The organism is Thermosediminibacter oceani DSM 16646, from assembly GCF_000144645.1.
Lineage (GTDB): Bacteria > Bacillota > Thermosediminibacteria > Thermosediminibacterales > Thermosediminibacteraceae > Thermosediminibacter > Thermosediminibacter oceani.
The window spans coordinates 1,532,351-1,555,060 of the sequence record NC_014377.1 but is presented as its reverse complement, the minus strand read 5'-3'; the positions used below and the strand labels follow the sequence as shown (position 1 = coordinate 1,555,060).

The window sequence follows — 22,710 nt, the reverse complement described above, 5'->3', positions numbered from 1 at the left end:
ATGGCAAAAGCAAAGAAGACAGAGGTAAAATCGTGCATAGTGCTGCAGGGTGTGGCAGAGAATGCTGCCTTCCCTGCAGAATGGAATGTTATAGATAAGCGGTTTTCCGAGGCAAAGAATCTTTTTGACTATCAACTGAAAGCACTGGAAAATGCGATAAAGGTACTCTGGATATACTATGGTTGTTGCAACCGGGATAAGCGTAAATTCGCGGAAATCTACAGCGAATTGGGCTCTGCGCTTGATATTGTGGTCAAAAACAAGAGCGTGAAAGTACTAGATGAGTTTTACCAGGTGGCAGGCGGCAAGTATCCGTTCTTTAACTTTGCCAACCGCATGTCGTTCTGGATGGCAACAGGCAGCGGAAAGACTCTTGTGATCGTAAAGCTCATAGAAGTACTGTACAGGTTAATGAAATGCGGGCTTATTCCAGAGGGGGAAATCCTCTTTCTTACTTACAGGGAAGACCTGATAAAGCAATTTATGGAGCATATTGAGGAATACAATCGCGCAAGAACCTGGCATGAAAGAATTAACCTGACAAATTTGAAAGATTTCGAAAAAGCGAGAGCGCATGTGTCGTCCAAACCATACGGAAATATAGAGGTATTCTACTACCGCTCGGACCTTATTTCAGACGAAAGAAAAGAAAACGTGCTGAACTACAAAGATTATCTTGCAGGAAAGGACGGCGGGAACTGGTACGTTATCCTTGATGAGGCGCACAAAGGCGATCCGGATGACAGTAAAAGGCAGCATATATTCTCCATCCTTTCAAAAAACGGTTTTCTCTTCAACTTCTCGGCCACTTTTACTTCGCTTATTGATATAGCCACCACCGTTTACAACTTTAATCTCGCAGAATTTGTAAAAGCCGGGTTTGGTAAAAAGATCATGCTGTTACAGGAAGAACTGAAGGCATTCAAAGAAAAAGAGGATTTGAACGAGGCGGCGAAGCGAAAGGTTGTCTTAAAATCGCTGATACTGCTTGCGTTTACGAAGAAGGTATGTGAAGGGATTAAGGAAAAGGCAACTTATCATAATCCCTTAGCAGTTTTTCTTGTCAATTCGGTAAATACAAAGGATGCGGATATGTACCTGGTATTTAAACAGATAGAGGCTCTCGCACACCGTATTGACGACAGCATGCTGAGTGCTGCTAAAAACGAATTGGCAAACGAGTTCAGGAATACAGAGTACATAGTGGGGGATGGAAAACCGGACGGCACACTGAGAGATTTTGCCGGGTCCATTATTGAAGTTACCAAAGATGACATACTGAATCTTGTATACAATGCCGAAAAACCCGGCAACATAGAAGCGATTGTGGATAAGAAAAACAACGAAATAGCGTTGAAGCTGGACACTTCTGACAGGCCTTTTGCGCTGATACGCATGGGGGATATATCGAAATGGATTAAAGAGGGATTGAAAACTTACAAAGTAGAGGAAAAGCACATAACACAAGAAGGTGGGTACTTCGAAGAGCTAAATGTTCCAGCAAGCCCTATAAATATACTCCTGGGCAGCAGAACGTTTTATGAAGGTTGGGACAGTAACAGGCCAAACATAATAAACTTCATAAATATAGGAACTAACGAGGACGCAAAGAAGTTTGCACTCCAGGCGATTGGCAGGGGCGTGAGGATTGAACCTTTCAGAGGTAAAAGAAAGAGGCTGTGGTATCTGCAGAACGAACTCGATGACAAGCTATATAAAGAAATAAAGAACCTGGTGAAACCGCTTGAGTCTGTCTTTGTTATGGCAACAAATAAAAGCGCAATGGAAACCATACTTACGGAACTTGAACTTGTCAAGAAAATTGATGAATTTGAAGAAGTTTCTTTATGGACGAATGAAGATGAACTGGAAGGAAAGACGCTCTTAATCCCCGTTTACAAAAATACCGGAAGGCTGCAGATAGAAAATCAAAAGGCCGTGCCGAAGTTTGAGATGAGCGAGCAAAACTACACTTTGCTGAAATGGTATCTTGACTTGCTGCCGGAAGAGGTCTTTGTAGTAAAATACGGCGCAACTCCAGATATATACGATAGGATGAAAAGGATTGTCGGCCAAAAGAGCAAATTTATACGTTTCGATGAAAACAAAAACTATAGGGACGTAGATTTGCTTGTGCAAAGGTTTATGGCATACGTCGGGGCAAAGGATCAAGATGTAAGCGCATTTAAGCCGTTGCAGGACGAGATAGTGCACTTCAGAAAGATCAAAGTAAGGATCGACCAAAAGACCTCTTTCGAAGAAGGAGCGCGGGCGGTAAAGGAGTATAAACCGCTGTCAGACGAAGATATCTTCCGGAAAAGTGAGGAAGAAGGTGTCACCCTGGAGCAGGCACTGAAAAAGTACGGCAGAAGGGTTAATGTAATCGATGATATTTGCCTGCAGAAGCTTGGGAGACATTACTACATCCCCGTGGTCTACTCTGAAAGCAGTACGGTAGACTGGATTAAGAACATAATTACCGAGCCGGGCGAGGTTTCCTTCCTTAAAGAATTAGTCGATGTAATGCATGAAATAGACAGATGCTGCGATTGGTGGATGTTTAGCAAGCTGAACGAACACTACGATGTAGATATTTACATCCCTTATTTTAATTCGAACAGGGGAGAATTATCGAAGTTCATTCCGGACTTTGTATTCTGGCTAAAGAAAGGGAACGAATATAAAATAGTGTTTATAGATCCGAAAGCGACAAGCTTTGTGGACTACGAAATGAAGGTGGAGGGGTATAAGAAGCTTTTTACTGTACCGGATGCTAGCGGTAGGCTTATGAAGAAAAAGTTTACTTTCAACGGCCTAGAGGTTACCGTAAGCCTGAAGTTCTATACAACTGATAAGGTAAAGCCGGGTGAGTATGAAAAGTTTTGGATTGAAAAAGATAGTCTCGGCGATTTCTTCAAAGCAGAACTCGCCGGCTGCTGAGTATCAAAATTTCATTGAGAGGAGGTGAAGATGACTTACTTATGGATAAAGTTAAAGAAGAAAAGTTTGGCAGTAGACCATCTATTTTACAACCTATTTTCGAAAAAAATAAAATCCGTTTTGAGAAAAACATTTATTTTATAACGTGTAGAAAAAAATACAATAGTAAAGTAAACACAAGATATTTAATATTTTTAGAGGCACTAAGTAAAGCGGAATTTAATGAAAAAGATTTTACATATATTAAAAACAGTATTAACGATATTTTTTTGCATAGGTCGTATATTTTATTTTTGGATGAAAAACAGAAAAAGATTTACTTAAAAAACTTTTATGGTGAAGAAAGAGAACTAAGCTTTTTGGATTTTAAAAGATTTATTTTGACGAAAACAGTATGCCCGTATGTATGTTCATCGGCAAAAGGTAGCGAAGAATCGTCTCCGTTTAGTAAATTTTTTAGGGAAAATTTAGGTGCTGGTTTTTCCATGACAGATATAGATTTTCTACTTCCAAACTCTATTTTCATAGAGGAAAAAACATTCTCTAAAGAGTCGGGTGATAATGTTTATGGATATATTGGATACGGCCAATGCCTGTCTTTTAATGAATTATTGGAGGATGTTTTTAAAGAACACTGTAAAATACTTATAATTTTCACTAAAGAAGAAAAAGAATATTTTTACTTGTATCCTTTTAGGAAAATGGATTGTAAAAATGCTGTAAAGGAAATCGAACGATGGGATAATATGGTAGAATTGAATTTAAATAAAAGTTATAGATTTAGCAAAGAAAGCTTCGTGCGATTCATAACGGACATTGCCAATAACGGTTGCAAGCAATGGGTCTCCTCTATAACCTAAAAAATAATCCTAAATTTTTCTTGCTTTTTTTATTTTCCAGGTATATAATTAACAATAGGCATTACTTAGGTCTGTGGTTGAAAGTCGATGCCGGCCGCGGGCAAAGCGACTCCCTCGGGTGGTCTCACCTGCAAGTGCGGCGAAAGAGGGTATGACCAGGTCAGCTAAGGAATGCCAGAAAATAATCTTAATTCAAAGTGAGGGGTTTTTTTAATGGCATTCCAGGACAAGGTATTAGTATGTAAAGACTGCGGGAAGGAGTTCGTCTTTACAGCAGGCGAACAGGAATTCTACGCAGAAAAGGGCTTTGAAAACGAGCCCAGCCGCTGCAAGCCGTGCCGCGACGCAAGAAAAGCCAGCAGGAGGGACTTCGGCGCGAAGAAGGGCCAGAGGACTCTATACGATGCTGTGTGTGCGGACTGCGGTGCAGAAACAAAGGTTCCCTTTAAGCCGAGAAACGACAGGCCCGTATACTGCAGCGAGTGCTTCCAGAAACACCGGGTAGAAAATGAAATATAATTAAAGGGAAAGCAGGGGTCCGGAAAAACCGGGCCTTTTATTTTTTTGTCATATTCAATAAAAGTTAATAAATAATGTATTGAAAAATTATACGCATTAATGTATAATTATACCTAGTTTAACTGATGAGAAGTTGGGGGGTCAAAGATGGCAACGAAGAAGTTTTTTTTGACACTGTTCATTCTGGTTTTCATAACGGCCGCGGTTCTTGGTGTAACCGGGTGCGGCCAGAAGGCTTCGCAGGATGCGGGTAGCAGTCAGGTTGAGCAGCAGGATACGGTAGATAAGATCAAAAAGGCAGGGAAGCTTGTCATCGGTACCAGTGCCGATTATCCGCCCTTTGAGTTCCACCAGGTTACCGGAGGTAAAGACGAAATCGTAGGCTTCGACATTGACATCGCTAAGGCCATAGCGAAGGAACTGGGCGTCGACCTGGAGATAAAAGATATGGCTTTCGAAAGTATAATTCCGGCTGTTTTAAGCAAAACCGTTGACCTGGGCATAGCCGGTTTCACCATAACCGAAGAGCGATTAAAGAGCGTAAACTTCTCGGATCCCTACATAGATGGGGGTCAACAGATCATCACGTATAAAGGCAGCGGCGTCAAGAGCAAAGAAGACCTCAATGGGAAAACCATAGGAGTGCAGCTGGGCACTACAGGTGAGGAAATAGCAAAGAAGATAGAGGGTGCAAAACTGAAGCAGTTCGACAAGGTTGGCGCCGCCGTGCTGGACCTGATGAACAAGAGGGTTGAAGCGGTAATAGTCGACCTTCCCGTGGCCCAGGCTTTTGTCACAAACAACCCGGATAAGCTTGAATTGGCGGGAGAACCTCTGGACGATGCGGCAAAAGCTGTGGTTATCCGCAAGGAAGACCAAAAACTCCTTGATGTCGTAAACAAGGTAATTAAAGACCTGAAGGACAGCGGTGAATACGACCGGCTTGTTAAAGAGTGGTTCGTAGACTATAAACCTGCCAGTTAATTTAAAGTTTTTTTTCCGAAAGGGGAAGGGAATTGACCAATCTCGATTTTTCGATAGTTCTACCTTACATTAACCTATTTTTCAAGGGAGCCCTGACAGCTATTGAAATTACGTTACTCGCCGTACTCATAGGAATATTTATAGGCACTTTCGTGGGAATGGGGAAAATGTCCCGGGTATTTATACTAAAATTTATCTGCAGCGCTTATGTGGAGGTTATCCGGGGAACTCCCCTTCTCGTCCAGCTGCTCATATTCTACTTCGGGCTTCCCCAGATTTTGGGTTTTACCATACCCGAGTTTACGGCGGCGGTACTGGCATTGGGGATAAACAGCGGCGGTTACGTGGCCGAAATAGTCAGGGGGGGCATCCTGGCCGTAGACCGGGGCCAGATGGAAGCGGCCAGATCCCTTGGCATGTCCCACGCCCAGGCCATGAGGTATATTATCCTGCCGCAGGCTTTTAAGAAAATGATACCGCCCCTTGGAAACGAGTTCATAACATTGCTGAAAAATTCATCGCTGGCTACGACCATAGGTTTTTCTGAACTTACGAGAGCGGCCCAGATAGTGGCGGGCAATACTTACAAGCCCTTCGAGCCCTATTTGACCGCCGCGGCCTTTTACTTTATCATGACGCTGGGTTTTTCATGGATATTAGGGGTGCTGGAAAGGAGGCTGGCGGCCGGTGATTGAGGTAAAGGATTTACACAAGAGTTTCGGAAAGCAGGAGGTATTAAAGGGCATCAGCACCAAAATAGATAAAGGCGAAGTAGTAGTCATCATAGGCCCCAGCGGGTCTGGTAAGAGCACCTTTTTGAGGTGCCTGAACCTTTTAGAAAAACCGAGCAGCGGTGAGATAAGAATCGAAGGTAAATCTCTGATGGACCCCAGTACCGATATAAATAAGATAAGGCAGGATGTGGGGATGGTATTCCAGCAATTTAACCTCTTTCCCCACAAAACGGTCATCGAAAACATCACCCTGGCCCCCGTCAAGGTAAGGGGAGTGAATCCCAAAGAAGCGCAGGAAAGGGCTATGGAGCTGTTAAACCGGGTCGGCCTCGCCGACAAGGCCGGATGCTATCCCTCCTCGCTCTCCGGCGGGCAAAAACAAAGGGTTGCGATAGCCAGGGCCCTGGCCATGAACCCGAAGGTCATGCTATTCGATGAGCCCACATCAGCCCTGGACCCGGAGATGATAAAGGAAGTACTGGATGTCATGAAAGACCTGGCTGCTGAGGGCATGACCATGGTGGTGGTCACCCACGAAATGGGGTTTGCCAGGGAAGTGGGCGACAGGGTTATGTTTATGGATGAGGGGATGATAGTCGAAGAGGGTAGACCCGAAGAAATTTTTGAAAGGCCCCAAAATCAAAGGACGCGGGATTTTTTAGGTAAGATCCTGTAATTTATACAAAAACAACCCGGGCATAGGGCCCGGGTTGTTGCTTTTTAAAGGAGGTTTTCAGCCTATATGAGCATATCTTTGGCTTTAGTTAGCTGGTATGCCATGTAACCTGCGGCAAAAAGCAGTAGGAGGGAAAGCACCGGCGGTACCGTTATTAAAAGGCGCGCAGCCTCGGGGGATTTTCCCGTGGCTTTTACTGTTTCCAAAAGCACCGCCTGGTAGTCGACCATCACCCTGTGTCCGAAACGCAGCCACAAGGCCGACACCGCGAAAGCCAAGGGCAGTAAGAGCATCGCCAGGGTGTAGCCCACGGCTCTCCTTTTTTTAAGGGCGTTTAGTCCCAGGAATATGGGTACCAGAAAGACCAGCGAAAATGCTGCCCCCAGGAATTGAGGCGAAAGAGCTATGAACAAGGCCGATGTAAGGGCGAATAAACGAATCCCGGTACTTAGCGGGGCCAGGGCGTTCTTGAAATCGAAGTAGGCTGCGTTGGCGTATCGCAGGTAGGAATAAACCGGATCCTTCATTTCGCTTTTTCTGGATTTCAGCTTTTTGACCAGATCATCGCCCTTTTTTACAAGGGCTTCGTATACCCTTTTCTGTTCGCCGTTTGTTATGCCGCCCGGTTCGAAATCCCGATAGCGCTCTTTGGCCTTTTCCAGTTCCTTTTTTATCCTGGTCCGGGTATATGCGGGGATGTCGGCGGAGTTTGCCCATTTTTCAATGGATATAAGCGTTTGAAATACTTCGTTTGCCAAAATATTACCTCCAGGTTTTCCGAATTTTTTGTTATAATTTATTATATCACATAATATCTTTGTTGGGGGGCTTTTTGATGATTCCCTCTCTAAAAGGTGAAGCGGAATACGTGATAAATCTTCTGAAAAACATTATCGAAATGATTCCCGATGCCGTAATGGTGGCTGACAGGGACGGGAACTGCATAATGGTGAATCAGGCTTACAAGAACTTAAGCGGGCTTTCGGATGAGGATGTGGTTGGAAAGCCGGCCGATATAGATATAGCGGAAAGGGACAGTGTGCTCATCAAATCCATCCGGGAGGGCAGGGAGTTTGTAAACCTCTTGCGGCGGGTGGGGCCCGACAAAAGGGAGGTGCTATGCAGCGCCAAACCCATCTACATCCAGGGGGAATTAGTGGGGAGCGTTGGCGTCATGCACGACATATCGGAGATAAAGCGGTTGAGCAGGGAGCTGGAGCACAAGAACAGGATACTCCGCAGCCTCGAGTCAAAATATACTCTGGACGACATTCTGGGAAACAGCGAAAAGATCCTGAAGGCTAAGGAAGAGGCGAAAGCCTGTGCGGGCGTTTCTGCCACCGTGCTGCTCGTGGGAGAAAGCGGTACCGGAAAAGAGCTTTTCGCCCACGCCATCCACAACATGAGCCCCAGGGCCGGAGGGCCGTTTGTGAGGGTAAACTGCGCTGCAATAAATAAAGAACTGGTGGAGAGCGAACTCTTCGGTTATGAGGGAGGCGCCTTCACTGGTTCTCTGAGGCACGGTAAAAAGGGATATTTCGAGCAGGCTGACGGCGGCACTTTATTTTTGGACGAAATCAGCGAATTCAGCCTCCAGGCGCAGGCCAAGCTCCTCAGGGTACTGCAGGAGCAGGAGGTGCTCAGGATAGGCAGCACGGTACCCCAGAAAGTCGACGTGAGGGTTATAGCCGCCACCAACAGAGACCTGGAGGAAGAGGTGCGGCGGGGAAATTTCAGGCAGGACCTGTACTATCGCCTGAATGTGATCAAGATAACAATACCTCCGCTGAGAGAGAGGAAGGAAGATATACCCCTGCTCTGCAATAGCATAATAAAAAAGTACAACCAAAAATACGGACGGGGTATAAACTCGATTTCTAAAAAGGCTTTGGAAATTCTTATGTCGTATGACTGGCCGGGAAATGTGAGAGAATTGGAAAACATCATAAGCCGTGCCATGATAAATATGGATATATCCGAAAAGGAGATTAAACCCGAGCATCTACCGGATCTGGTGGATAATCACGGTTTTTTGCGCCAATTGTCCGACGGCGATATTGTCGTCAGCGTCAAGGGAAAGACTTGGGACCAGGTGAAAAGAGAGTTCGAAGCGAAAGTCCTGAAATTTTTCCTGAACAAGAAAAAATCCAAAACGGCAATAGCAAAAGACCTGGGAATAACCAGGCGAGCCCTTTACAAGAAAATGAAGTTGTTGGAAGATTGATAAATTGCAGGATAAATCCGATGATTCGAATAAAACGTGAATAAAAGTATACACCATTACCTTCGGTGCAGGGGTATTTTAAAGAGATGCGAACAAAAGTATACAGATAAAGAGAACAAAAGTACACAATTGAACCCTCCCGGTAGGTTTTTTCGCGGTGGCATCTTTCTTGCTTTTTAGTTATGTCGAAAAATTCTACTTAGGGAGGGTTTTCTGTGAAAATAGATATTTTCAAGGAAATGGAGAAACACGGTTTTGAACAGATAATCTTCAATTACGACAAGACCACAGGCCTAAAGGCCATAATAGCCATTCACGACACGACTTTGGGCCCAGCCCTCGGAGGCTGCCGTATGTGGCCTTACGAAACCGAAGACGAAGCTCTGATAGATGCCATGCGCCTGGCAAAAGGTATGACCTACAAGTGCGCCGTCTCGGATAACAATTTCGGCGGCGGTAAGACGGTAATAATCGGTGACCCGAAGAAGGACAAGTCAGAAGCGCTCTTCAGGGCCTTGGGGCGTTTCGTTCAGACCCTCGGCGGCAGGTACTATACCGGCACCGACTTGGGGACCACCGGTATGGATTTCGTTTATGCCAGCCGCGAATCCGATTACATGGTGGGCCTGCCCGAGGAATACGGCGGAAGCGGCAATTCGGCTGTTCCCACCGCCTACGGCGTGTACAATGGCATGAAAGCTGCGGCCAAAATAGTATTCGGCAGCGATTCGCTGAAAGGGCTGAAAGTAGCAATCCAGGGCGTTGGCAAGGTAGGACGGGTGCTGGTAGGTTACCTTAAGGAAGAAGGAGCTCAGGTAATCATTGCCGATATAAGCGAGGAAAATATAAACAAGGTAAAGGAAAAATACCCGGATGTGGAAGTAGTAGAATCCGAAAAGATATACGACGTGGAATGCGACATATTCGCTCCATGCGCTAGAGGCGGCATCATCAACGATGACACCATATCCAGGTTAAAGTGCAGGATCGTGGCCGGGGCTGCCAACAACCAGCTGCTCGAGCCCAGACACGGTGATGCGCTGCATGAAAAGGGAATCCTGTACGCCCCGGATTACGTGATAAACGCCGGCGGCCTCATCCAGGTTGCCGATGAACTGGAATTCAAAAATGACGAAAAGAGGCATGAGCGGGTGATGATGAAAGCGAAGGGCATTTACGATATCCTGCTTAAGATATTTACCATAAGCAAGGAGCAAAATGTACCGCCCCACAAGGTTGCTGACAGGCTTGCCGAAGAGCGCATAGAAGTTATAGGTAGACTGAAGACCAATTATGTAAAAAGATAGGAGGGCATATGGAAAAGTTTAGGATACTCGCAATAAACCCCGGATCCACATCCACGAAGATCTCGATTTTTCACGGTGAAGAAGAGGTTTTCACGGAAAATATAGTCCACGATTATGAAGAATTGAAGAAATTCAAAAATGTCATAGAACAAGAAGGCTACCGTTACGAAGCGATATTAAACGCTCTTGCAGCCAGGGGCTATAGCCTGGATGAAATAGACGTGGTGGTGGCCAGAGGTGGCATTTTGCGTCCAGTCAAAGCAGGCACCTACCGCATAAACGACCTCATGCTGGAGGACCTAAAGGATGCCGTGGCCGGAGAGCATGCCTCCAATGTGGCTGCTTTTATAGCTCATCGCATCGGTGCTGAAAAGGGTATCCCGGCTTATATAGTCGACCCGGTTTCTGTGGATGAAATGGAAGATGTGGCGCGTATTTCGGGGCTCGACGGAATCGAGAGAAAGAGCCTGTCCCACGCGCTCAACATCAGACGGGTTATATATAAGGTCTCTGAAAAATTCGGAAAAGACCCAGGTGAGCTCAATTTCATTGTGGCTCACCTGGGCGGCGGGATTTCCATAGGTGCCATAAGAAGGGGACAGATGGTAGATGTGGAGAGCGCCAACTGCGAGGGCCCCTTTTCCCCGGAAAGGTCAGGGGGGCTGCCGATCCTAGAGCTGATAGACCTCTGCTTCAGCGGCAGGTTTACGAAAGATGAGCTGAAAAGAAGACTTATCCAGGAAGGCGGGGTATATTCGTATCTCGGAACGAAGGATATAAGAGAAGTTGAAGAAAGAACAAGGAGCGGCGATAAAAAAGCTGCCCTCATACTGGAGGCGATGGTTTACCAAATAGCCAAGTGTATAGGCCAGATGGCGACGGTATTAAAAGGCGATGTGGACTTTATAATTCTTACCGGAGGCATAGCCAAATCCGATTACATCAGCGAATGTATAGCCGACAGGGTTAAATTCATAGCCCCTGTAGAAAGAGTGCCCGGCGAAGAGGAGATGAAGGCACTAGCTGAAGCCGCGTGTAGGGTCATGACCGGGCGCGAGAAGGTACTGGATTACGGGGGAGGTGAATAAGAATGATGAGAAATTTCGGCGAAATGCTGGAGAGGCTGAAAAACCTTCCGCCCGTTCGGCTCAGCGTCGTACAGGCTGCCGATGCCCCCGTGCTGGAAGCTGTAAAGGACGCTTACGAAAAGGGTATTATAGAACCGTTGCTGGTAGGAGAAAAAGAAAAGATCCGGGAGGAAGCTTCTAAAATAGGCTTTTCCCTTGAAAATATAGAAATAATCGATTGTCCTGCGAAGGAAGCGCCTATGGTAGGAGTGCGACTGGTCTATGAAAACCGGGCCGATGTACTCATGAAGGGCCTCGTGGACACGGCGGCCTTCATGAGGGCGGTGCTGAATCCCGATTTCGGGCTTAGGACCGGTATGCTCCTGAGCCACCTGGCCGCCTTCGAGATACCCAATTTCGAAAGAATACTTTTCATAACCGACGGCGGCGTTAACATCGCGCCCACTCTGGAAGAAAAGGCCGCAATCCTCCAAAATGCCATCAACGCGCTAAGGGCAATCGGTTACAGCGAGCCGAAAGTGGCGCTTCTTTCGGCAGTGGAAACCGTTTCCACCAAGATGCAGTCGGCCGTGGATGCCGCCATCCTGGCCAAAATGGCGGAAAGGAAGCAAATAAGAGGGGCTCTGGTTGACGGCCCCCTGGCTCTGGACAACGCCGTCAGCGAAGAGGCGGCGGCCCATAAAGGCATAAAAAGCCCCGTCGCGGGGAAGGCCGACCTCATCCTTGTACCCAATATAGAGACGGGAAATGCCCTGGGCAAATCCCTCACCTTCCTGGCGGGGGGCCACATGGCCGGCGTAGTGGTAGGGGCAAAAGCTCCTGTAGTACTTTCTTCTAGAGCGGATTCGCCGGTGTCAAAGCTAATGTCTATTACTCTTGCATGCCTTATAAAACGGGGTGAGAAATCGTGAAAAAGGTCTTCCTTACAGGGAACGAGGCCATAGCGCGCGGTGCTTACGAGTACGGTGTTACCTTTGCATCGGCATATCCCGGTACTCCCAGCACCGAGATCCTGGAAAATATAGCTAAATACAGCGAGATTTATTCGGAATGGGCTCCTAACGAAAAGGTAGCCCTGGAGGCTGCCGCCGGGGCATCTATGGCCGGAGCCCGGGCAATAGTTTCCATGAAACACGTGGGCCTGAACGTGGCAGCAGATCCTCTTTTTACTCTTGCTTATACCGGCGTCAACGGCGGCCTTGTAATAGTCAGCGCCGACGATCCCGGTATGCACAGTTCTCAGAACGAACAGGACAACAGAAATTTTGCACCCTTTGCCAAAATCCCCATGCTGGAGCCCTCCGACAGCCAGGAAGCAAAAGACCTGGTGGGCGAAGCCCTGAAGATAAGCGAGATGTTCGACACTCCGGTGCTTTTCAGGACCACCACCCGCATATCCCACAGCCGCGGCGTGGTCCAGATCGGTGAGAGGCAACAAGCGGACATCAAGCCCTATGAAAAAAATCCCGAGAAATTCTCGATGATTCCGGGTTTTGCCCGCAAGAGAAGGTTAATCCTGAAGGAACGGCTTAAAGCCCTGGAAGAATACAGCGAAAAATTCCCGTACAACAGGGTGGAGTGGGGAAAGAGTTACGAGGTTGGGATTATCACCAGCGGCATCAGTTACCAGTACGTCAAAGAGGTTTTCGGTGACGAAGTAAGCGTTTTGAAGCTGACGATGACCTTCCCCCTGCCCAAAAAGCTTATCGCCGGTTTCGTGTCCCGGGTAAAAGAAGTCTACGTGGTCGAGGAGCTCGACCCCTATCTGGAAAACCAAATCAGGGCTATGGGATTCAAGGTCAGGGGCAAAGAGCTCATACCGGAGATCGGCGAGCTCAGCGCGGAAATCATAAGGGAAGCGCTGAAGGGGGAAAAGGTTACTCCCGCCTTCAAACAGTATACTTCCGTGCCGCCGAGGCCGCCGGTGCTATGCCCGGGATGTCCTCACAGAGGGGTTTTCTACGTGCTGAAAAAAATGAAGGCCGTGGTGACCAGCGACATCGGGTGCTACAGCCTGGGAGTGCTACCTCCTCTGGAGTCCATCGACAGCATCCTCTGCATGGGTGCCAGCATAAGCATGGGTCACGGTTTCAAGAAGGCCTTCGAGATTAACGGGAAGGACGCCACTGTCATCACCGTAATAGGCGACTCCACATTCCTGCACTCGGGTATTACTTCCCTGATGGATGCTGTGTATAACCGCAGCAATACAATAAACATCATTGTTGACAATAGTATCACCGCCATGACCGGACACCAGCACCACCCGGGCACCGGATACAACATCAAGGCAGAACCGGCTCCCGCAGTGTCCATTGAAGCTATTTGCAGGGCCATAGGCGTGGAAAACGTATCGGTGGTGGACTCCTACGACCTTAAGGCCGTGAAGGATGCCGTGAAAAAGGCCCTGGAGTACAAAGAAGGTCCCAGCGTTATCATCACCAGGAGGGCGTGCGCCCTGCTGAAGGGCAAAGGCCCCAAAGGGCTCTACACCATAAGTGAGGAAAAGTGCAGAAGGTGCAGGATGTGTTTAAGGTTGGGGTGCCCTGCTATACAGGTAAGGGGAGACGTTATATTCATAAACCCCATAAACTGTGTTGGCTGCGCCGTATGCGTTCAGGTCTGCCCCTTCGGTGCAATAGAAAAGGCGGGTGATGAGTGATGACTGTAAAGAGCATATTCATTTCCGGAGTCGGAGGCCAGGGTAACATTCTGGCGGGCAAAGTCATAACAACAGCGCTCGTGAACCAGGGATACGATGTAAAAATGTCAGAAGTTCACGGCATGGCACAGCGCGGGGGCAGCGTGATCACACAGATCAGATACGGCGAGAGGGTCTACTCTCCCCTCATCGAAAAAGGCGGGGCCGATGTGCTCCTGGCCTTCGAGAAGCTCGAGGCGGTAAGGTATATAGAGTACCTTTCGCCCGAAGGCACGCTGATCGTAAACGACCTGGAACTGCCGCCGGCTTCGGTGCTTACGGGAAAAGCAGAGTACCCGCCGGACATCATTGAAAGGCTCAAATCCGAGGTGAAAAACACAATAGTTGTTGATGCTGTCAATATAGCGCGGGAATGCGGCGAAGTTAGAGCCCAAAACATGGTGCTGGTCGGCGTCCTGGCCAGGGTTATGGACTGGTCAAAACAGTCCTTTATGGAAGTTATTAAAGAAGTAGTCCCTGTCCGGTTCGCCCAAATAAATATAGATGCTTTTAATAGAGGGTGGGAGCTCCACGGTTAACATTATTTTTTTACCTTAATCTTTCAGAATATTATAAAAATATTATAATTGAAACACGTGAATAACATATTGAAAATTGCATTTCTTTAATGTATAATCTAATAAATTATAAATATACATTGGTATACATTTACATATTAAAGGAGGGTTTTTATGACGGAAGACAGAGAGAATTGGGGGACTAAGCTCGGACTCATTCTTGCTATGGCGGGGAATGCCATAGGTCTCGGCAACTTCTGGCGGTTCCCCTACCAGGTTGCCAAATACGGCGGCGGCGCATTCATGATTCCTTACTTTGCTTCACTTTTACTAATAGGTATACCTCTCATGTATGTGGAATGGATGCAGGGCCGCTACGGAGGCAGATACGGTCACGGTACCATGGGCTGCTCGACTTACCTGCTGGCAAGAGAAAGGATTGGTCATACGAAAGCAGCTATAATGGGCGCTATTATAGGAATGCTGGTTTTTGCGGTGACAACACTGGTTAACTCATATTACATCCAGATAATCGGTTGGACTCTCGGTTACACTTACCTTTCCCTGACAGGCAGATACATGGATGCCACCAAGCCCACAGCCGAGGTTTTCGTAAGCTATATCCAAAATCCGGTTACGTCTATACTGTTCTGGGTAATAGCACTTGCACTCCTAGCGTATGCTCTCAGCAGGGGTGTCCAGGGTGGTATCGAGGCATGGGCTAAAGTAATGATGCCGCTCCTTTACGTGTTCGGATTAATCCTCATCGTAAGAACGTTAACCCTGGGGTCTCCGGTAAACCCTGACTGGTCGCCGATAAAAGGTCTTGACTTCTTATGGACACCTAAATGGGAGGCCCTTAACTGGCAAGCAGCACTGGCTGCAGCGGGCCAAATATTTTTTACCCTTTCCCTTGGCATGGGTATCATTCAGAACTACGCCTCGTATATGAAACCCGACGAGGATATAGTGCTCTCGGCTACGTCGATGATATTCCTCAATGAATTTGCGGAAGTCATCCTGGGAGGCACCATAGCCATTCCGATAGCGTATACCTTCCTGGGCCCTGACGGTGTGGCAGGCGGCCCCGGGCTTTCGTTTATCGCCCTTCCCAACGTGTTCCGCATGATGCCGGCTGGCCAATTTTTCGGTGCCTTCTGGTTCCTGGTGCTGTTCTTTGCCGGTTACACTTCGGCCATAGCCATGTACAACTACTTGATAGCAATACTGGAAGAAGACCTCAAAGTACAGAGAAAGACAGCTGCTCTTGTGGTCTTCGCGCTCTACATCATTGTTGGTCTGCCTTCAGCACTTGAACCCATTTTGACCAAGACCGGCGATTTGGCGTTCCTCACCGAGCTTGACAATTGGGTAGGAACTTACTTGCTGGTAGTCGTAGGTTTATTAGAGGCCCTTGTCGCCGGCTGGATGTTCGGTCCGAAAAACTGTCTGGAAGAAATAAACAGGGGCAGCTGGTGGAAGGTGCCCAATGGAATTTTCAGCTTCATGATAAAATACGTCACGCCGGTTGCGACAGCTATATTGCTCATCCTAAGCACGATAAGCTATATCCAGCAGGGTTACTTCAAATGGGTGCCCAGTTTTGTAGAAAATACACCTCAGTTGGTACCCTGGGTGCAGGGCGCGCGTATGTTGTTGGTAGGAATATTTATCTTGGGCTTCCTCCAATCCTACTATTCAATTCAGAAAAATTACGGAAAAGCCCAAGCACAAAAAGGCGTAAAAGCCTAAAGGGAGGCGTAAAATATGTCCGGTGGAGCGCTGTTTTTCTTAGGTTTTGCATGGGTCTTTATAATAACTGGGGTTTTCGTCACGATGAGCAGTCTGGTGAAGCACCAGACCAAATAAGGAGCTGCGATTTTCGCAGCTCCTTTTTTTGGCATGGAATTCGGGGCTGATTTTTTGTACAATTAAGAAGAGGTAGAAAGGGGTGATGCCGGAATGATGGAAACACTTCGCTTCATGGTGAAGACCAGGGACAGGGTCGGTATGGCCCTTGATATTTTGAAGATTCTTTATAGGTACGGCATAAACCTCAAGGCTATGGAAGTTGGCCCGGGGTATGCCTGGTTAAAAATCGAAAAAAACGACTCGCTTTCCTTCGATTTTTTAAAAAAACAGCTCCTCCTGGAAGAAGATGTCCTCGAAGTAGATGAAATAAAGCTGCTGCCCCAGGAGGAGAGGGAAAAAAAGATTAAAGCTGTCCTCGATGCGACCAGTGAGGGTATAATTGCCATCGATAAAAACGGTATAATAACCACATTCAATCCTGCGGCTGAAAAAATACTCAAGATAAGGGCACAGGAAGCTGTTGGTAAGCAGATATCCGAAATACTATCACCGAATTTACCCATGCTCAGGACCGTAAAAACCGGAGAAAGCTACGATAATGTGGAGATAGTGCTGAACAGCGAAAAGTCCAAAAGCCATTATATCACTTCCGGCCGCCCCATCCTGGACGAGGACGGGAATCCGGTGGGAGCCGTGGCGTCACTGCAGGATATAGAGAGCGTCATGAACTTGGTTTACTCCTTTACCCAGCCGGCCATGATAACCTTCGACGAGATACTGGGAGAAAGCGACAAAATCAGAAAGGTCAAGGAAATAGCAAAAATTGCTGCAAAGGGAAACTCCACGGTACTCATAAGAGGGGAGAGCGGGACCGGCAAGGAGCTTTTCGCCCGGTCCATCCACATGGCAAGCCCGAGGCGCGATAGACCCTTTGTGGCCGTAAACTGTGCCGCCATACCCGATACGCTGCTGGAAAGCGAACTGTTCGGTTATGAGGAAGGAGCTTTTACAGGAGCAAAAAAGGGCGGGAAACAGGGGCTGTTTAAATATGCCGACAAGGGTACGCTATTCCTCGACGAGATAGGGGAACTTTCAACCCACCTGCAGGTCAAACTGCTCCGGGTGCTCCAGGAAGGCAAAATCCGGAGGGTGGGGGGAAATGAGGAAATCCCGGTGGATGTGAGGATAATAGCTGCTACGAACAGGAACCTGGAGAAGCTGATGAGGGACGGCCAGTTTAGAGAAGACCTTTATTACAGGCTCAACGTGATCCCCGTCTTCATACCGCCGCTCAGAGAAAGGAAGGAAGATATTCCGCTTTTGGCCATGCACCTTATAAAGAAACTGAGCCAGAAGATGAACAAAAAGGTTTCGAATATAAGCCCCGATGCGATGAAAAAGCTTATGGAATACGACTGGCCGGGAAACGTGAGGGAGCTTTCCAATGTCATAGAGAGGGCCATGAACCTGTGCGACGACGAAGTCATCGGGACGGAACACCTTATTTTAAAAGAAGAGGAATTCAACGAGTCGCCGGGTTCCCCGCGGGGTAGCGGGAAAGCCTTCAAGAGCCTGAAAGAAGTGGTGGCGGAAGTCGAAAAGAAGGCGATTCTTGAAGCACTGGAAAACTCAAGGAGCGTGAGGGAAGCGGCAAGGCTTTTGGGTGTGACCCACGCTACGGTGTTGAACAAGATGAAAAATTACGGGATAAAAAAAGAAGCTCGCTGGTTCGATTAAACGGTAAAAAAATTGACCATTGGATATGTTAATAACCGCATTTTTCGCCCCGCTGGTAAATTATTTTACCACGATGGTGTTAAAAAAGCCCCTCCAACAATGGCACGGTTTTTGCAAGTTTTATTGAATAAAGAATTTTATACAGGAGGGAATCATATGGGATTCAATACCAAAGCCGTTCACGCGGGACAAAAACACGACCCGGTAACGGGGTCCCACGTGACGCCGATTTATCAGACGTCAACCTTTGTTTTTGAAAACGTGGACCAGGGGGCGCGCCGTTTTGCAGGCCAGGAAGAAGGTTATATATATACCAGGCTTGGAAACCCAACCATAACGGAACTTGAAGAAAAGATGGCAGTCCTCGAAGGCGGTGAAGCTGCCATAGCCACCGCTTCCGGTATGGCGGCCATTTCAACGGTGCTCTTTACCCTGTTAAAACAAGGGGACCATGTGGTGGCAAGTGATGCGCTGTACGGATGCACTCACAGCTTTTTAAGCCATGTGGCACCCAAATACGGTATAGATGTTACTTTCACGGATGCTTCTGACCTGACGAATCTTGAAAAGGCTATGAAACCCAATACAAAAGTTGTTTATGTGGAGACACCGGCCAACCCCACGCTGAAGCTGATTGACCTTAAAGGTGCCGCAGAAATAGCCCATAAGTTCGGAGCAAGGCTGGTGGTCGACAATACCTTCATGTCGCCGTATCTGCAGAGGCCTATAGAACATGGGGCGGACGTGGTGGTCCACAGCGCCACCAAGTATATCGGCGGCCACGGTGACGTCATAGGAGGTATAATCGTCGGCCCGAAAGACCTGATAACTGAAATGAAGATGCCGTATCTCAAGGATATCGGAGGCGTAATAGGCCCCTTTGACGCCTGGCTCCTCATCAGAGGATTGAAAACTCTGGGATTGCGCATGGAGCGCCACTGCCAGAATGCGCAGAAGGTGGCCGAATACCTGGAAGGCCATCCAATGATCGAGAGAGTCTACTATCCGGGTTTACCATCCCATCCGCAGCATGACCTGGCCAAGCGGCAGATGGACGGCTTCGGCGGCATGATAAGCTTCGAGCTCAGAGGCGGAATCGAGGCAGGAAAGCTGTTGATGAACAGTGTAAAAATGATAACGCTGGCTGTAAGCCTCGGTTGTGTCGATTCTCTGATCCAGCATCCAGCATCTATGACCCATTCCCCCGTTCCTAGGGAGGAGAGGCTGAAGGCCGGAATAACCGACGGTCTGGTTAGACTGTCCGTTGGTATAGAGGATGTGGAGGATATAATTGGAGACCTGGATCAAGCCCTTGAAAAGGTGCAGAAGGGGTTAAAAGATGGATTTTCAACCGGGGCCTAAAGCTCATTTAGAAAGGAGTTAGAGATGAAAAGCGGTAAAAACCCTCTTGCTCTATTACCCCTTGCAGTATTTCTCGCGCTCTTCCTGGGAAGCGGGATTTATTTCAACAGCAAAGGCGTAGAATTTGCCTTTTACCAGCTTCCATCGCCAGTGGCAGCAGTTGCAGGTATCACCGTTGCTTTTATCCTTTTTAAAGGCTCCCTTGATGAAAAGATGGAAAGTTTCATCAGCGGAGTTGGAGATTCAAATATAATAATAATGTGCATGATATACCTTTTAGCGGGAGCTTTTTCTACCGTGGCAAACGCCATGGGCGGAGTAGACTCGACAGTTAACTTCGGACTCTCCGTGATTCCTCCTAATATGATACTACCCGGTTTATTCATAATATCGGCCTTTGTGTCCACGGCAATGGGAACTTCCATGGGCACGATTGCGGCGGTATGCCCGATAGCGGTGGACATGGCATTAAAAGCCCAGATACCTCTAGCAGTAGCTGTAGGTACCGTGGTAGGTGGTGCCATGTTCGGAGATAATTTGTCCATGATATCCGATACTACCATAGCCGCCACCAGGACCCAGGGCTGCGCTATGAAGGACAAGTTTATCATGAACTTCAAGATCGCCCTGCCGGCGGCTTTGATAACAATAGCTTTACTTGCTTTTACGGGGATAACGGGTCAGATCCCGCAGGGCCTTGAGTATAATTTTATTAAAATATTACCCTACGTTTCAGTGCTAGTGCTGGCATTAATGGGGATGAACGTGTTTCTGGTGCTGCTCATCGGAATAATACTTGCGGGAGCTATCGGCCTTGCCGATGGAAGTTTTACCCTCATCTCTTTTACGCAGAAAATGTACGAGGGCTTCGGCACCATGCAGGAGATATTTATTCTTTCACTGCTGATCGGCGGCCTTGCCGCTATGATCACGAAAGAAGGCGGTATAGATTACCTGCTTGACTTCATAAGCCGCCGCATAAGAAGCCGCAAGGGCGCCGAATTGGGTATAGGCGCATTGGTTTCGGTGGCCGATATATGCACGGCGAACAACACCGTGGCAATCGTTATTACCGGCCCCATGGCCAAAAAGATGGCCGAGGAAAATGGTGTCGATCCAAGAAGAAGTGCAAGTATGCTCGATATATTTTCCTGCGTATGGCAGGGTATAATACCTTACGGCGCCCAGCTCCTTCTTGCCGGCAGCATAGCCAAGCTGTCACCGGTAGAGATAATGCCTTTCCTCTATTATCCTTATCTGCTTGGGTTCATGGCACTGGCGGCTATAGCCTTCGGTATTCCTAGGGCGATCAGGTCATAAAAATTGCAAGTAAAACAAGGTAATTACAAAAAGCATAGACGGCGGAGAAATCCGCCGATTTTTTTCTTACTAGATAAACACAGAATTAAAGAAAAAATGAATAATTACTATAGAAATATATAGAAGATCAAGTCCAATTTTTTTGTGTAAAATTCCCTCTGGTTAGAATTAAGCAATAAAAGTTAACTTATCGAAACCACCTTTTCCTTTACTTTTTTCGAGCTTTCTTTTTGCCACTCAAAGTATTCGGACATATCTGAGTATTTTTTTCCAGAAGCCCATTTTTCGTCCTGTTCCATAAGTAATGATCCAATTAGACGAATGGCTGATTCACGGTTTGGAAAGATCCTTGAACCTTGCACTTTGGCGTATTTCTTCGTTTAGCCGCTTCTTTCCCGTTTGTAGTTCGAAGTCTTTTCCTATACCGCTCGGGAAACTCTAATACCGCTATGACATCTTCAAATCCAGATTCTAATACATCCATTTTACACAATTATATGGACTTAACTAACAAAACTGCCTTGGAAAATATTATGGAGCCGCTGATAACGGTTAAAAGAATGAGAAGAATTGATGCTGAAAAAATTGCTATGAAATATCTTAAACAGGTAGGACTTGAAGAGAAAAAGCATTTATATCCTTCTAAGCTATCAGGCGGACAGCAGCAACGGGTTGCAATTGCTAGAGCTTTAGCAGTGGAGCCAGAAATAATATTGATGGACGAACCTACTTCGGTCCTTGACCCTGAACTTGTGGGAGAAGTTTTGGAAGTAATAATTGCCATATGACAATGCTAATTGTTACTCACGAAATGGACTTTGCAAAGGATGTTGCAGATAGAGTCATTCTTATGGAAAGTGGAAAAATAGTTGAAGAAGGTAGCCCCATAGAGCTTTTTGATGAATCTAAAAATACCAGGATAAGTAGATTTGTGAGAAAAATTACAAAACTAACCAGTGACTTTTTGCAAAGTGAACACTTCCTTAAGTCATACCCCGAACAGCGGAGAAATCCGCTGTTTTTTTATTCAACATAATGGAAATATGCTATAATTGAATTCGTGATAGACAACTGCGGGGAAAGACCCGGTGCGGAGTGAGGAAAATGGAGCTGAGGGATTACCATGTACACCTGGAACGGGGACCTTATACAATCGAATGGATGAAGAGATTTCTGGAAGAGGGTGCAAAAAGATGCGTTAAGGAAGTGGGCTTTTCAGAGCACTGCTACAGGTTTATCCAGGCGAAGCACTTGTGGCGAAGTAGCGGCTCAAGGGGTAAATGGCACGAAGAAAGGGCCACCGAAGATATAGAGTGGTATATTGATGTCGTTGAAAAGGCCAAAAGCGAAGGGCTCCCGGTAAAGCTTGGAATCGAAGTAGATTATATACCGGAATGGGAAGGGGAAATAAGGGATTTTGTTTTAAAATACCCCTTTGACTATGTGATAGGTTCGGTCCACTGGCTGGGCGATTTCGGATTCGACAATCCGGATTATATTCGGGAGTGGGAGATCAGAGATGTGTACGAAACCCATAAGGAATACTTCGGTGTGCTTGTAAAAGCCATAGAGTCGGACATTTTTGACATTATAGCCCATATAGACGTGATAAAAGTTTTCGGTCATGTGACAGTAAAGGATCTTACACCGGTTTACGAAAAAGTAGCCGCTGCAATGCGGAGGGCGGATGTGTGTGCCGAGATCAGTACCGCTGGTATTAGGAAACCCGTTGGCGAGATTTACCCGTCACCGGCCATTATGAGTCACCTGAAAAAGTATGAAATTCCCGTCATGATCAATTCCGATGCCCACAGGCCTGAAGATGTGGGCAGGGATTTTGGCAGGGCGCTGGAATATGTGAAATCTTACGGTTTTAATAGATTGTGCTATTTCGAAAAAAGGAAAAGACTTCAGTACAAAATTTAAAA

The 22,710-nt window shown here is 47.0% G+C and carries 18 protein-coding genes and 2 pseudogenes; 18 read left to right on the top strand and 2 right to left on the bottom strand.

Annotation, left to right across the window (positions count from 1 at the left end; all coding sequences use genetic code 11):
- The 6 genes from TOCE_RS07910 to TOCE_RS07885 all read left to right on the top strand — a co-directional run bounded on the left by TOCE_RS07910 (position 1) and on the right by TOCE_RS07885 (position 6,713).
- On the top strand, positions 1–2,940 hold the full coding sequence (locus tag TOCE_RS07910; RefSeq protein ID WP_013276345.1) for a DEAD/DEAH box helicase family protein: 2,940 nt from the start codon (positions 1–3) through the stop codon (positions 2,938–2,940).
- Positions 2,941–2,981: 41 nt separating this feature from the next.
- Positions 2,982–3,800: a hypothetical protein gene (locus TOCE_RS07905; protein WP_013276344.1), complete on the top strand. Its 819-nt coding sequence runs from the start codon at positions 2,982–2,984 to the stop codon at positions 3,798–3,800.
- Between the two features lie 213 nt (positions 3,801–4,013).
- On the top strand, positions 4,014–4,319 hold the full coding sequence (locus tag TOCE_RS07900; protein WP_013276343.1) for a zinc-ribbon domain containing protein: 306 nt from the start codon (positions 4,014–4,016) through the stop codon (positions 4,317–4,319).
- 147 nt (positions 4,320–4,466) lie between these two features.
- Positions 4,467–5,303, top strand: a complete 837-nt coding sequence (locus TOCE_RS07895) for a basic amino acid ABC transporter substrate-binding protein (protein WP_013276342.1) — start codon at positions 4,467–4,469, stop codon at positions 5,301–5,303.
- A 32-nt stretch (positions 5,304–5,335) separates the two neighbouring features.
- On the top strand, positions 5,336–5,998 hold the full coding sequence (locus TOCE_RS07890; RefSeq protein WP_013276341.1) for an amino acid ABC transporter permease: 663 nt from the start codon (positions 5,336–5,338) through the stop codon (positions 5,996–5,998).
- Positions 5,991–6,713, top strand: a complete 723-nt coding sequence (locus tag TOCE_RS07885) for an amino acid ABC transporter ATP-binding protein (RefSeq protein WP_013276340.1) — start codon at positions 5,991–5,993, stop codon at positions 6,711–6,713. Before TOCE_RS07890 ends, TOCE_RS07885 begins: the two co-directional genes overlap by 8 nt.
- 62 nt (positions 6,714–6,775) lie before the next feature.
- Here the strand turns inward: TOCE_RS07885 and TOCE_RS07880 are convergent, their stop codons facing one another.
- Positions 6,776–7,471: a hypothetical protein gene (locus tag TOCE_RS07880; RefSeq protein ID WP_013276339.1), complete on the bottom strand. Its 696-nt coding sequence runs from the start codon at positions 7,469–7,471 to the stop codon at positions 6,776–6,778.
- A 77-nt stretch (positions 7,472–7,548) separates the two neighbouring features.
- Between TOCE_RS07880 and TOCE_RS07875 the strand changes: the two genes are divergently transcribed.
- The 10 genes from TOCE_RS07875 to TOCE_RS07830 all read left to right on the top strand — a co-directional run bounded on the left by TOCE_RS07875 (position 7,549) and on the right by TOCE_RS07830 (position 20,782).
- Complete coding sequence (locus TOCE_RS07875; protein WP_013276338.1) at positions 7,549–8,937, top strand: sigma-54 interaction domain-containing protein; 1,389 nt, start codon at positions 7,549–7,551, stop codon at positions 8,935–8,937.
- A 221-nt stretch (positions 8,938–9,158) separates the two neighbouring features.
- Positions 9,159–10,244, top strand: a complete 1,086-nt coding sequence (locus TOCE_RS07870) for a Glu/Leu/Phe/Val dehydrogenase dimerization domain-containing protein (RefSeq protein ID WP_041424172.1) — start codon at positions 9,159–9,161, stop codon at positions 10,242–10,244.
- An 8-nt stretch (positions 10,245–10,252) separates the two neighbouring features.
- Entirely contained in the window at positions 10,253–11,332 is a 1,080-nt protein-coding gene (gene buk / locus TOCE_RS07865) for a butyrate kinase (RefSeq protein ID WP_013276336.1), read from the top strand.
- Positions 11,333–11,337: 5 nt separating this feature from the next.
- Positions 11,338–12,243, top strand: coding sequence for a bifunctional enoyl-CoA hydratase/phosphate acetyltransferase (locus TOCE_RS07860; protein WP_041424171.1), 906 nt, complete (start codon positions 11,338–11,340; stop codon positions 12,241–12,243).
- Positions 12,240–13,994, top strand: a complete 1,755-nt coding sequence (iorA, locus tag TOCE_RS07855; RefSeq protein ID WP_013276334.1) for an indolepyruvate ferredoxin oxidoreductase subunit alpha — start codon at positions 12,240–12,242, stop codon at positions 13,992–13,994. Before TOCE_RS07860 ends, iorA begins: the two co-directional genes overlap by 4 nt.
- Positions 13,991–14,572, top strand: coding sequence for an indolepyruvate oxidoreductase subunit beta (locus TOCE_RS07850; protein WP_041423909.1), 582 nt, complete (start codon positions 13,991–13,993; stop codon positions 14,570–14,572). The genes iorA and TOCE_RS07850 overlap by 4 nt, the downstream gene beginning before the upstream one ends.
- A gap of 153 nt (positions 14,573–14,725) precedes the next feature.
- Positions 14,726–16,303: a sodium:neurotransmitter symporter family protein gene (locus TOCE_RS07845; RefSeq protein ID WP_013276332.1), complete on the top strand. Its 1,578-nt coding sequence runs from the start codon at positions 14,726–14,728 to the stop codon at positions 16,301–16,303.
- Between the two features lie 210 nt (positions 16,304–16,513).
- Entirely contained in the window at positions 16,514–18,100 is a 1,587-nt protein-coding gene (locus TOCE_RS07840) for a sigma 54-interacting transcriptional regulator (RefSeq protein ID WP_013276330.1), read from the top strand.
- A gap of 156 nt (positions 18,101–18,256) precedes the next feature.
- On the top strand, positions 18,257–19,462 hold the full coding sequence (gene megL / locus TOCE_RS07835) for a methionine gamma-lyase (RefSeq protein WP_013276329.1): 1,206 nt from the start codon (positions 18,257–18,259) through the stop codon (positions 19,460–19,462).
- Positions 19,463–19,486: 24 nt separating this feature from the next.
- Positions 19,487–20,782, top strand: coding sequence for a Na+/H+ antiporter NhaC family protein (locus TOCE_RS07830; protein ID WP_013276328.1), 1,296 nt, complete (start codon positions 19,487–19,489; stop codon positions 20,780–20,782).
- A gap of 182 nt (positions 20,783–20,964) precedes the next feature.
- On the opposite strand, the pseudogene TOCE_RS12630 reads toward TOCE_RS07830, so the two are convergent.
- A pseudogene (locus tag TOCE_RS12630) lies at positions 20,965–21,266 on the bottom strand (transposase); the annotation flags it as partial.
- Between TOCE_RS12630 and TOCE_RS12450 the strand changes: the two are divergent.
- Together TOCE_RS12450 and TOCE_RS07820 are read left to right on the top strand one after the other, a co-directional pair.
- Positions 21,256–21,725, top strand: a pseudogene (locus TOCE_RS12450) (amino acid ABC transporter ATP-binding protein); the annotation flags it as partial. The pseudogenes TOCE_RS12630 and TOCE_RS12450 overlap by 11 nt on opposite strands.
- 161 nt (positions 21,726–21,886) lie before the next feature.
- A complete protein-coding gene (locus TOCE_RS07820) occupies positions 21,887–22,708 on the top strand; it encodes a histidinol-phosphatase (RefSeq protein ID WP_013276327.1) in 822 nt (273 codons plus the stop codon).
- Positions 22,709–22,710 lie beyond the last annotated feature (2 nt).

Bases quoted from the DNA above. Each gene is read 5' to 3' on its own strand.
- TOCE_RS07830 (WP_013276328.1), top strand. From the start codon at position 19,487: ATGAAAAGCGGTAAAAACCCTCTTGCTCTATTACCCCTTGCAGTATTT.
- TOCE_RS07840 (WP_013276330.1), top strand. From the start codon at position 16,514: ATGATGGAAACACTTCGCTTCATGGTGAAGACCAGGGACAGGGTCGGT.
- TOCE_RS07905 (WP_013276344.1), top strand. From the start codon at position 2,982: ATGGATAAAGTTAAAGAAGAAAAGTTTGGCAGTAGACCATCTATTTTA.
- TOCE_RS07910 (WP_013276345.1), top strand. From the start codon at position 1: ATGGCAAAAGCAAAGAAGACAGAGGTAAAATCGTGCATAGTGCTGCAG.
- TOCE_RS07895 (WP_013276342.1), top strand. From the start codon at position 4,467: ATGGCAACGAAGAAGTTTTTTTTGACACTGTTCATTCTGGTTTTCATA.
- TOCE_RS07860 (WP_041424171.1), top strand. From the start codon at position 11,338: ATGAGAAATTTCGGCGAAATGCTGGAGAGGCTGAAAAACCTTCCGCCC.
- megL (WP_013276329.1), top strand. From the start codon at position 18,257: ATGGGATTCAATACCAAAGCCGTTCACGCGGGACAAAAACACGACCCG.
- TOCE_RS07845 (WP_013276332.1), top strand. From the start codon at position 14,726: ATGACGGAAGACAGAGAGAATTGGGGGACTAAGCTCGGACTCATTCTT.
- buk (WP_013276336.1), top strand. From the start codon at position 10,253: ATGGAAAAGTTTAGGATACTCGCAATAAACCCCGGATCCACATCCACG.
- TOCE_RS07820 (WP_013276327.1), top strand. From the start codon at position 21,887: ATGGAGCTGAGGGATTACCATGTACACCTGGAACGGGGACCTTATACA.
- TOCE_RS07900 (WP_013276343.1), top strand. From the start codon at position 4,014: ATGGCATTCCAGGACAAGGTATTAGTATGTAAAGACTGCGGGAAGGAG.
- TOCE_RS07875 (WP_013276338.1), top strand. From the start codon at position 7,549: ATGATTCCCTCTCTAAAAGGTGAAGCGGAATACGTGATAAATCTTCTG.